General features: G+C 38.0%; 9 protein-coding genes and 7 tRNA genes. All 16 read left to right on the top strand.

Annotated elements, in window-relative coordinates; all coding sequences use genetic code 11:
• The first annotated feature begins 9 nt into the window (after window positions 1-9).
• The 16 genes from VMY36_00390 to VMY36_00315 all read left to right on the top strand — a co-directional run bounded on the left by VMY36_00390 (window position 10) and on the right by VMY36_00315 (window position 11,073).
• Window positions 10-96: transfer RNA gene (locus VMY36_00390), tRNA-Leu, on the top strand.
• 2 nt (window positions 97-98) lie between these two features.
• Window positions 99-175 (top strand) — tRNA-Pro (locus VMY36_00385).
• Window positions 176-246, top strand: a tRNA-Gly gene (locus tag VMY36_00380).
• Between the two features lie 85 nt (window positions 247-331).
• Window positions 332-1,048 carry a sortase gene (locus VMY36_00375; GenBank protein HUV42354.1) on the top strand — a complete coding sequence of 239 codons (717 nt, stop codon included), beginning with the start codon at window positions 332-334 and terminating at the stop codon, window positions 1,046-1,048.
• Window positions 1,049-1,106: 58 nt separating this feature from the next.
• Window positions 1,107-1,727 carry a hypothetical protein gene (locus VMY36_00370; protein ID HUV42353.1) on the top strand — a complete coding sequence of 207 codons (621 nt, stop codon included), beginning with the start codon at window positions 1,107-1,109 and terminating at the stop codon, window positions 1,725-1,727.
• 289 nt (window positions 1,728-2,016) lie between these two features.
• The gene (locus tag VMY36_00365) at window positions 2,017-2,520 is read left to right on the top strand and encodes a hypothetical protein (protein HUV42352.1); all 504 of its coding nucleotides are present in this window, start codon (window positions 2,017-2,019) and stop codon (window positions 2,518-2,520) included.
• Window positions 2,521-2,642: 122 nt separating this feature from the next.
• Entirely contained in the window at window positions 2,643-3,530 is an 888-nt protein-coding gene (locus VMY36_00360; GenBank protein ID HUV42351.1) for a glycosyltransferase, read from the top strand.
• A 16-nt stretch (window positions 3,531-3,546) separates the two neighbouring features.
• Complete coding sequence (locus tag VMY36_00355; protein ID HUV42350.1) at window positions 3,547-6,540, top strand: hypothetical protein; 2,994 nt, start codon at window positions 3,547-3,549, stop codon at window positions 6,538-6,540.
• 4 nt (window positions 6,541-6,544) lie between these two features.
• A tRNA-Arg gene (locus VMY36_00350) sits at window positions 6,545-6,617 on the top strand.
• Between the two features lie 5 nt (window positions 6,618-6,622).
• Window positions 6,623-6,697: transfer RNA gene (locus VMY36_00345), tRNA-His, on the top strand.
• Window positions 6,698-6,783: 86 nt separating this feature from the next.
• A complete protein-coding gene (locus VMY36_00340; protein HUV42349.1) occupies window positions 6,784-7,515 on the top strand; it encodes a hypothetical protein in 732 nt (243 codons plus the stop codon).
• Between the two features lie 108 nt (window positions 7,516-7,623).
• Window positions 7,624-8,190 carry a magnesium transporter gene (locus VMY36_00335; GenBank protein HUV42348.1) on the top strand — a complete coding sequence of 189 codons (567 nt, stop codon included), beginning with the start codon at window positions 7,624-7,626 and terminating at the stop codon, window positions 8,188-8,190.
• Window positions 8,190-8,747: a magnesium transporter gene (locus VMY36_00330; protein ID HUV42347.1), complete on the top strand. Its 558-nt coding sequence runs from the start codon at window positions 8,190-8,192 to the stop codon at window positions 8,745-8,747. Before VMY36_00335 ends, VMY36_00330 begins: the two co-directional genes overlap by 1 nt.
• Window positions 8,748-8,792: 45 nt before the next feature.
• A tRNA-Arg gene (locus tag VMY36_00325) sits at window positions 8,793-8,866 on the top strand.
• Between the two features lie 4 nt (window positions 8,867-8,870).
• A tRNA-Lys gene (locus VMY36_00320) sits at window positions 8,871-8,945 on the top strand.
• Between the two features lie 268 nt (window positions 8,946-9,213).
• Window positions 9,214-11,073, top strand: coding sequence for a glycosyltransferase family 2 protein (locus VMY36_00315; protein HUV42346.1), 1,860 nt, complete (start codon window positions 9,214-9,216; stop codon window positions 11,071-11,073).
• The last annotated feature ends 92 nt before the right edge of the window (window positions 11,074-11,165 follow it).

The raw sequence follows: 11,165 nt of genomic DNA, 5'->3' as shown, positions 1-11,165 counted from the left end.
CTAAATCTAGCCGAGGTGGCGGAACTGGCAGACGCGCGAGACTTAAAATCTCGTGGTGGTAACCCCACCGTGCGGGTTCGACTCCCGCCCTCGGCACCCGGAGAGTGGCGCAGTTGGCTAGCGCGCGCGCTTTGGGAGCGCGAGGTCCCGGGTTCGAGTCCCGGCTCTCCGACCAGCGGGTGTAGTTGAGAGGCCCAACGTCACCCTTCCAAGGTGAAGACGAGGGTTCAATTCCCTCCACCCGCTCTAATCTTATCTTCTAATAGTTGCATTTTTGTGCTATAATTCGGTCAAATCGTAAAGAGAAACCTGCCCCTTTTTAATTATCAATATGGAAACAAAATATATTACTCATCAAGAAGGCGAGAGTTTTGTTATCTATGATTCTCGTTTGGCTAAAAAGTCTCAATCAAAAAAGAAACTAGGTTTTCTTTTGCTTAATCTTTCTTTGATTGGCATGCTTCTTTTTCTAATTCCTATTCTGATTGGGGAACTAAAATATCGGACCAAGCAAATTTCCAACCAGCCCCAAATCAAATACAGCCGCTTTGGTCAGCTTCTTTCTTTAGACCAAAAAGGGATTCTTTCCCCAGCTGATTGGTCTTTTAGTCTGATTATTCCTGGAATTCAACTCAATACCAAGGTCATCGACATGGTTGATATCAGTAATCAAAATGAATACGAAACCGCTCTTAAAGAAGGTGTCGCTCACGCTAAAGGTACGGCTTACCCTGATCAAGAAGGCACTGTCTATCTTTTTGGTCACTCAACTGATTATCCTTGGAACATTACTCGCTACAGTGCTTATCTTTATCCTCTTAAATATTTAGAGGAAAATGAGGAAGTGATTCTTATCTATCAAGGAAAAAATTACGATTATCGAGTTACCGAGAAAAAGATTGCTAGTGCCAATGAATTGGAATATCTGACCTCTGAGGACAATCAATCCAGATTAATTATTCAAACCTGCTGGCCACCGGGAACAGTCTGGAAAAGATTGATTGTTATTGCCAAACCAATTAGGGACTTGACAAATAGTATCCTATAATTTAAACTATCTTTCACTGCCCATAAAAAGGTAGTTTTTATTGAAGAAAAAAAGAAATATGAAAAAGACTTTAACCATTTTAGCAACCGCCGTCATGGCTTTTCTTTTATTGACTAAACCTGTTTTAGCGGCTGTTCGTTGTGAAACCCAATACGGTGGGGGAGAAGTTTGTGTTCGAACCGGTGAACTCCAAATTGATAAAGAAGTTTGGGATCCAGAAGATGAGAAATGGTTAGATAATCTTGGTCTGGGTGACTACAAATTTGCTCCAGGAGAATCAATTAAATTCAAACTCAAAATCAAAAATGTTGGCGACAAAACCTTTGGTGAGGTTGATGTTCGTGATTATCTGCCTGACTTAGTCGAACATTTTTCTGGTGATCTTGAATTTGAAATTAAAGATTTAAGCCCAGATGAAACTGAAGTAAGAGAGCTGGAAGTCAAAGTCGTTAGCGCTGACCGATTTCCTAATGACAAATCAATTATCTGTGAAGTGAACACGGCTGAAGCCTGGAGTGATGATGAAAAAGATAAAGATACGGCTCAAGTTTGTTTTGAGAAAAAAGTTCTAGGTGTCTCTGAATTACCTCCGACTGGTCTTGAAAATTGGCTTATCATTATTCCTTTTTCTCTTCTAGCCGGATTAGTCGGTTTTTATCTTAGAAAATTTAGTAATTAATTAGAAAAAAGTTTAACTAATCTAAATGAACAAGAAAGCAAGTTCATCGTAGATTAGAAAGCACTTTTACAATTGGGGGCGTAAATAAACCTCTTTTCTTATAGAAGCGTTCCCACAGTGAGCATAAACATAAAGATTTGTGTTTACTGTGGGGGCGCAAACTACAGAAGGAGGATTGACCGTGAGTGAAGAGAGGAGTACGAGCAACAATAGTGTCGTAGTACTGGTCTGTGTCATCGCCTTGGCGTTACTCCTTTGCTGCGCCTTGTCCGCGGGGGGTCTCGCCATCATGTACATCCGAGGAGACGCTGAGGTTGCTAGCGTCTCGGAAAGTGGGCCTGCACCTTTGCCCCCTGCAAGTGGAGGCACCATCGCCGAACCGACTCCAGAACTCGACGCAACGACATCCCTGACTACCACCGTGGGGCTGTCAGCTGAAGAGGCAGCGCCAGAGGTGGGCCTTCCTCCACAGCCTCAAGTGAGGCATCCGACGTGGTACGCTGAAACCGGGAGGACGGTTGATAACCAAGCCAAGACTGTCACCTGGACTATCGACATCATTGAGGGAACAATCCTCATCGTCGGTGGCTACGAGGTCAACGGTCAAAGCGGGGGAGTCTACAAGGCCTGGGCTGGAGCTCAGTCGGTCCAAGTGACCGTCACGGACGGTTTCGCCCTGCTCATCCAAGACGCCTGGGCGGAAGAGGAATTCTGCTTCAGGATCGGCGAAGCCGAGAAGTACGGATGGGCTCACAGCGTTGTGGAACCACTCGCTGGCTGGAACTGTCAGTAACATCGCGCCCCCAGACGGGAAACTACCGAAAAGGTACGTGTCTCTCATCAGACGCAAACCCCATTAGGTAGTTTCCCAGCTCATCTGTGTTCAGAAATATTTTTCTGATTAGAGAAGAGCTTATGAAAAACAAAAAGCCATTAGTCTCCATTGTGATGCCGGTTTATAATGCCGGTAATTTTTTGCTAGAAGCAATTGAAAGTCTTCAAAACCAAACTTACCAAAACTGGGAATTAATTATGGTTGATGATCGTTCAACTGACAATTCCTGGGAAATTCTAAAAAATTTAACTAAAGAAGATAAAAGAATTAAAATCTACCAAGTTAAAAAACACTGTGGGGTTGCTTTTGCTGCCAATTTAGCTTTGAAAAAAGTCAAGGGAGATTTGATTGCCCGAATGGATGCTGATGATATTAGTTTACCCTGGCGAATTGAAAAGCAAGTAAAATTCCTCCAAAATCACCCTGAAACCATTGCTTTGGGCGGTCAATGTGAACTTATTAACCAAGAAGGTGAGACCATTGGCAAAAAAGAATTTCCGCTTGATAATGCCAAGATTAAAAAAATGATTTTTTGGAGTATTCCTTTACAGCAACCGACCTTAATAGTTAACCGAAAACTCTTACCTAAAAATTTCAAATGGTATGAAAAGAAATTCAATGTCGCTGAAGAAGTTGAATTACTATTCAAACTTTTTCAATACGGTGAAGTCTTTAATTTACCTGAAACTGTTTTACTTTACAGAATTCATGGCAAAAATACTTCTCTCCAAAATCCAAAGAGAACCTTTCTTTTAACTTTTAAAACCAGAATAAAAGCCATCTCAAAATATAGCTATCAACCAACCATTTCTGGCTTTTTTTTAAATCTAATCCAATTTTTTTTAATTATCCTGTTGCCAAATAAATGGATTTTCCCTATTTATTCATTTTTAAGAGGTATGAAAAGAGTCAGTCTTGCCGTTTTGCCTAAACCTTTCCTTCTTCAAAAAAGAGCCCAAATATCTTAAGCTATAAATAAGCAAAATGTTTAAAAAACTCACTGGAGTTCTTAAAAATAACTCTGGGCCTTTAATCCTATTTCTATTTGTTTTTTTAATTAGTCTCTTAAATTATCGTTCCAATACCTGGCTCTCTGGCTGGGATAATCTTCATCCAGAATTTAATTTTTCTCTGAATATCAAAAGAAGTTTTTTTTCTGTTTGGCAAGAATATCAAGGTTTAGGCCTTTTAGGGGGTATGGGTCACGCTTCAGATTTATTCAGACAAATCTTTTTATGGATGATTTCTTTTGTCCTGCCAACTCATTTTCTCCGTTATTTCTTTCATTTCTTAATGCTTTTTCTTGGCCCCTTAGGTCTTTATTTCCTCTTAAAAGACTTTGTTTTAAACCGTTTTGAAGAACAAAAACAATCCGCCAGTTTAATTGGGGCTACCTTTTATCTTTTCAACTTAGCCACTCTGCAGATGTTTTACGTTCCTTTTGAAGCCTATTCAACTCATTTTGCCTTTCTTCCCTGGCTTTTACTATCTAATCTTAATTTTCTAGAAAAGGGGAGTAAAAAGAGTTTTTTGTTCCTCTTGTTAATCAACCTTCTCGCTATTCCTCAAGGCTATGTGGCTACCTACTTTTTAGTTTATTTTATTGTCCTCAGTGTTATCTTTTTCTTTTATCTCCTTCTCAAAAGAAAAGCTTTTAAAAAAATCCTGATTGCTTACTTAATTCTCTTTGCTGTTAATGCTTTCTGGCTTTTACCCAATCTCTATTTTGCCTTAACCAGTGCGAATATTAACGCCTCGGCAAAGATCAACCAGATGTCAACCGAAACTAACCTTTTACTAAACCAAAAATATGGGGATTTGGCTAATGTCGCTCTTCTTAAAGGTTTCTGGTTTGCCAATACAGAAATAAACCAAAACGGCCAGCTTGTCTACCAAATGGGGGAATGGGTCAACTATTTAAAAAATCCTTTAATCCTAATTATTGGCTATTCCCTTTTTATCATCAGCCTTTTAGGCATGATTTCAGCCATTAAAAAGAAAACAGTTAATCTTTTAATTTTTATTCCTGCTTTCTTAATTAGTTTTACCTTCTTAGCTAACAAGACACCCATCTTCTCCCAAATGGCTAATCTCTTTTACAAGATACCAGTCTTTTACCAAGTTTTTCGTTTTCCTTACACTAAATTCGCGCTTATCAATGCTTTGTGTCTCTCCATTTTCTATGCTTTTTCTTTTATCTCCATTTCCAGCTTCCTGAAAAAACCAATCATCAAAAAGGTTTTATTGATTCTTTTTCTTCTCCTACCAATCATCTTTTTATTTCCTCTTTTTCAAGGCAATCTGTTCTATGAAAAAAATCAAACCAAAATTCCAAACGAATATTTTCAAGTCTTTGATTTCTTTAAAAACCAAGACCAAAACACTAGAATTGCCAATTTTCCTCAACAAACTTTTTGGGGCTGGCAATTATATCGCTGGAACTACAGTGGGTCAGGTTCTCTATGGTATGGAGTTGAACAGCCTATTCTTGACCGGGCTTTTGATCCCTGGAGTCAGCAAAATGAAAACTATTACTGGGAAATAAACTACGCTCTTTATTCCCAAAACAAAGAACTTTTGGAAAAGGTCCTGGAAAAATATCAAATCAACTGGCTCCTAGTTGATGAAAATATTATTAATCCCTCTTCACCCAAAGCCCTTTACTTTGATGAACTTGAAGAAATTCTCTTAGATTCTGCCAAAGTCTCTTTAAATCAAACCTTTGGCAAGATAAAAATCTATCATGTCAATCTTGAAGCCCCGATTAAGAACTTTGTTTTCTTAGGCCAAAATCTAACCAAGATTGAACCAAAATCTAATTGGAATAATGAAGATCAAGGCTATTTTGAAAACGGTCTCTATCTCTCAAACACCAATAATCAATTTGATAATAATCTCTATTATCCTTTCCGCTCACTTTTCACTGGCAGAAGCCAAGTTGATTTAGAATTTAAAATTAAAGATCAAGGCGATTACTTTCTTTTAGAAAAAGAAATTCCAGAGTCATTTCAAAACGGTCAATTAGTAATTCCTGATGATCAAAAAGAGCTTGTTTGGGTTAACCCTGATAATTTAGATGAAACCCAATCTCTAAAAACAGAAATCAATCTTGAAAACAATCTCCTAAAAGTAAAAATCCCAAAAACTAGTGGCTATTACAGTGCGGAAATTGATCCCACTAATCAAGCTTTTGCTACCAAACCTGAAAATTGCAATCAACTCAGCCAAGGCCAGGTTGAAAACCAAATTGAAAACAATCTTTTACAACTTTCTGCTATTGACGCTAATAATTGCTCTGTTTCTATCTGGTTGCCCAATCTACCTCATCAATATAGCTACCTCATTACCGCCAAAGCTCAATATCGCCAAGGCAAGAGCCTTCTTTTTTGGCTTGAAAATCATAATAGTCGTAGAGCAGATTTAGAAACCTATCTGCCTAAAGACTTAAGTCTAAAAACCTCTTTTTTCATCCAACCACCCATGGAAACAGATGGTTTGGGTTACACGCTTCACTTTGACAACATTTCTATTGGTCAGCAACCTTCAACTAATAATTTAGGCAAGATAACCGTCAATCCCTTTCCTTATCATCTCTTAAAAGGCATAAAAATCAGCAAAAACAACGAAAACAGTCTAAACCCCAAATTAACCAGTCCCCTAAAAGTTTCTCATCCTAACCCTAGTTTTTATCAATTAACAATGACTCCTGAAAAAGACCAAATTCTTATTCTTTCTCAAGCCTTTCATCCTGGCTGGCAAGCCTATGAAGTCAAAGAAAAAACACCTAGTTTTCTAATCCCAATTCTTGGTCAAAGAATCAAAGAGCATTTCCTCATTAATAATTGGGAAAATGGTTGGCAATTAGATAACCAGGAAGAAATAATCATCATCTTTCTACCCCAATATCTTGAATACTTAGGCTTTTTCTTTTTAATCATCCTTGGTTGCTCAACCCTTGTTTTTTTGCTAAAATCATAGCTAGGCCCCAGTAGCTCAACGGATAGAGCAGGAGTGTTCTAAACTCAAGGTTGGGGGTTCGAATCCTCCCTGGGGCGCCCTGGTGGCTGTAGCTCAATGGTAGAGCGCCAACCTGTGGAGTTGGATGTTGCGGGTTCGAATCCCGTCAGTCACCCCATAATTAAAAAGCTAGATAAATAGGAATTCTCTAGTACTAGATCTTCGGACTAGATTATGTTTGAAACTCTGTGATAAACTAAGAATATGGCTGAAAATCAACAAATTCAACCTACTGCAGTTAGCCCTCCAGTCGAAACGCTTCCAGATAATCCTGAAAAAAAGCAAAAGCCATGGTTGGTGATTGGCTTAACAATTCTACTAATAATTTCCTTAGGAATCATTGGGTTTTTGGCTTACCAAAATTATTCATTAAAAAACAAAAAAGACTCTGAAAAAGATCTTGCCGCTTCCCCTTCAGTAGTCACCCAAACCCCATCTCCGATGACTACCGAAACTCCACTATCAACACCGACACCAGATCTTTTTGCTGGCTGGTTGATCTACTCAAATACCTGCTACACTTTCAAATACCCAAATGAAATTACCCTTACCGAAAGAAAAGAAGAAAATTTAATTCATCTTTCTTTATGGGGGCCAACCCAAAAGCAAGAAACCGAATTTTATGACGGTATTTCATTAACTTTTTCTTTTCCGTTGGATCTGGGAAATCTTTCCTTAAGTGACTACGTTGATAGTCAGGCCACAGAAGACCAACAACACTCGGAAATCATCAATCCCAAACAAGCCATTACCATTAATGGAATTACCGGTTACACCTATATTAATGAAGGACTAGGAATATTCCAAAATATTTTTCTGCAGTCTTCCGATAAAACCTGCGCCGTGGAAATCACCAATGCCACCAAAGACCCCGGCAATCAAGGCTACCAACAAACGGTTGACAAGATTCTTTCTTCCTTCCAATTTTTCAAATAGGGAACCCAAAAAATCTTTTTTAGAACCTCTAAATTTATTCTTAATTTGCCAATAATCATAAAAAATGAAACCTTGAAATTTTTTGTCTCTAGGTATTTAATTAATATTGTGAGAGATCTTGTTAGCCCTTACAAACCAAAACAATATATTAGAGATATTTTTGAAGGTCAAATTGTTTCTATTCTTGGAGGTATTTTAGCAGGCACTATTCTTGCCTCAAGAATAGAAAATCTTCAATTCCTGCCTGGATTTTTTATCTTGTTGCCTGGATTTTTAGAGTTACAAGGTTGTATCAACAGTACCTTGGCCGCGCGAACGGGATCATTAGTTCATACTAAAGGGGTGGAAAAGGCAGATGGTTTAAAAGACTATTACGTTAAAGTTAATCTTTTTTCCTCATTTATTTTATCAGTCGTCAGTAGTTTAATTTTGGGAATTTTTATTCTTTTTTTGACTCTGTTAATTCTTAAAAAACTGGTGCTTCAGTTAGTCTTGGTTTCTTTTTTATCAAGCCTGATTGTTAGTCTTATCTTAATTCCTTTAACTCTCGCTTCCTCTGTTTGGTTATATAAAAGAGGTTATGACCCTGATAATATCATGGGTGCTTTTTTGACTTCAGTCACTGACATTGTGAGTGTTATTGTTTTAATTCTAGTGATCAAAACCATTTTCTAATGAAAAACGCTAAAAAAATACTTATTCAAAGTCTACCAGCTTTAATTCTTGCTTCAACTCTAAGTTCTCTTGGCGGAATCGGCTTAACTCTAGTTAAGCCAAAACTAATCGTTATTCTACCCTTAGTAATCCTCTTTCCAGCCCTAAATGACATGATTGGTGACTACGGGGCTATTTTGGGTTCTAAATTCACGACCTGGCTCTACAGAGGATCTATTCCAACTCATTGGTATCGGTCAAAAAAACTAAAAAATCTAGTTAAAAATGTCCTTTTAATCGCCTTGTTTTATTCATTCTTAATTTCTTTTTTGGCAATTTCTATTAGTTCAATTCAGGGTTTTCCCTTGACTTTTTCTCTTATCTTAAAAGTGACGATTGTTACCGTCTTAACCACGCTTTCACTGGTTATCCTCTTATCTTTAACCATTTTCTCTTTAGGAATTTTCTTTTACAAAAAAGGTTTTGATCCCGATAATATTTTGATTCCTTTAGCTACTTCCATCGCCGACTTCGGCGCTTTGGCAATTTTTGGGACTCTAATTTATTTCTTTTTTTAATTGAGCTCTTTCCCCATTTTTGCTAAAATAGAGACGCAAATAAAAGCGCCTGTAGCTCAATGGACTAGAGCATCTGTCTTCGGAACAGAGGGTTGGGGGTTCGAATCCCTCCAGGCGCGCCCAGGCCCCGTAGCTCAAAGGCAGAGCAGCTGCCTCTTAAGCAGTTGGTTGCAGGTTCGAGTCCTGCCGGGGTCACCAAGAAGGAAAAGTTGGCTCGAACAAGCAATATCTTTCTGAAGATTTTGCTTAAAAGAAAAACGCAAAAATTTTAAAGTACCTTTTTAAATTAAAATGGGACATTCGTGGAACCAGTTCAGATTGCTCTTCACTGACGAGTGCCCCATTAAAAAACAATCTGAAAAATGGTTCCATAATCAATATAGCAATTCTACTAAGCTTAAGTCAAAATAGGGCTATCTTGGAACGGACTTTAACTTTTCTTCATCTTTATGTAAAATAATGGTAAATGGAAGTAAGCAGTGAAGATTTGTCTATAAGTACTTTTGAGTCATCAGTGTCTGAGTTGCAACTTTCTCCTGAAAGAAATTCAATTCTAAAAGAAGGTTTTTTGAGCGCAAAACAAAATAAGGATTTACTTCAGGCGCGATTAATTACAAATGTTTGGTCCTCAGGAAGCGTAATCGCACCTCAAGAAGTTCAGGAATTAACTCGAAGCCTAGAACAGGAGTGTGAAAACGGGACTATTAACGTAAAATTCGATACCCAGCTTGAAGATGAGACGGTTACTGACGAAGAAGAAATTCTTTTCAGGAAAATACAAAGGTACACGAATCAAAACGATAGATTAAAAAGCGGAGAAGCAAGAGTCTATGCGATTGTAGTTCCTTCATATTGGAAGGAAGAAGAGGGCCTACCTCACACACTTGACTCAATTCACGAGCAACGCTTTGATGATACGGTAATTGTAGTGGTTTCGGATAATAATGATGAGCAAGGAAGGCAAAAATTTGATGTGGGCAGTTTGGCCAAAGGAAAAGGTGCAAATATTGCCACTGGCTCAATTCCTGGCAATATCGCTTTTGCAAGAAGAAAAGGGGTTGACAGAGCTCTAGTAAGCGAGTCGCTTTCCACTATTCCTTTAATATTAGTCGGCACAGATTCCGATACTCTTTTAGAGCCTGGATATTTATCTTCTGTCAGAGCTGCTTATGAAAGAAAGGAAATTGTTGCAACCACAGGTCCGATTCACTTTGCTTCAGAAGATGAGCAAGTAAAAGCTTTGGAAGAAAAGATTAATAAGAAACATATAAAAGACAGGACTGAAAAAGGACTTTTGTTTATGGGTGGAGCCAACGCAACAATAAGGGCAGATATTTACAGAATGTTAGGAGGTTATTGTCTGGACTATGGAGTTGCAGAGGATGGTAATCTTTCACAAAAAATAAGGGATTATTTAAAACATGAGGGTTTCGCTAAGGGTGAAAAAGGAATATTTGTTGAAGGTCAAACAGTTATCACGTCAGCTCGGAAATTTTTAGACGATGAGGGACGTCTTTCTCCTAAAATGGTTCGTGCTTATAGCCTTGGTATTGGAAAAAAATACTTTACAAAGATAGTCCATCCTGATAGCTTGAAGGGAATATTTAGTGGAGGGAGAGATACTCTAGAAGAAATATTTTTGGGACAGGCAAGGATATTAGTAGATAAGCTTAAAGATTTAAAATACCTATTCAGTAGGCAAGGCGAAAAACGTATAAGAAATCTTATACGTACTTTAAGACAATGGGATAACTTTTACCAAAGAGTGGCCAATCATCCAAAAACTAGGCAAGCAGTATTAAATGAAACCCAGGGAACACGAAATGGTATAGGCTCAACATTCAATAGAGAATTTCGGGAAAGAAGTCTGGTTCCTACTGAGGATGAAGCTTCTGTTCTAGTAGGAACAGTTTTACAGCAAGAAGATAAAGAAATTACCGTTTTTGTAGTTAGAAAAAAGTCGGAAAGAGGCGATGGAGATAGATATTTGGCTGTTGAGGTTGAGTGCGATCCTTCTTCGGATAAACCCCCAATAATTGCTTCGCTTGTTGAAATTGATGAGGGAGCTAGTGAGCGCTTTACTAAAGTCAGCTGGTATTCTGAAAGAATGTATTTTCATCCTGATGATGATTATCCACGAACAGCAATTTTGATTTTTAATACTCATTCTGCCTCAATTTCAAAAGTCCCTACAGAAAAAGTAGATGTATATATTGGGGAAAAAGAGATTAGAGATAAAGCAAAATTGCTTTTTTCTGCTTATGAAAATTCCAAGGGTGAAGACAACAAAGCGGTTGAAGTTTTGAGAGATTATGTAAGTATTTAATAGGTGAACTTTATGCAGTCTATGCCAAGAACTGTCAGGCTAGGGAAATTTATTTAGACAATAATCCCTAGCTAGAATTCTTCATTTCCTTG

The organism is Patescibacteria group bacterium (assembly GCA_035529375.1).
Classification (GTDB): Bacteria; Patescibacteriota; Microgenomatia; order PFEM01; family JAHIFH01; genus DATKWU01.
The sequence above is the reverse complement of the archived record's forward strand: the minus strand, read 5'-3'. Positions and strand labels throughout refer to the sequence as shown.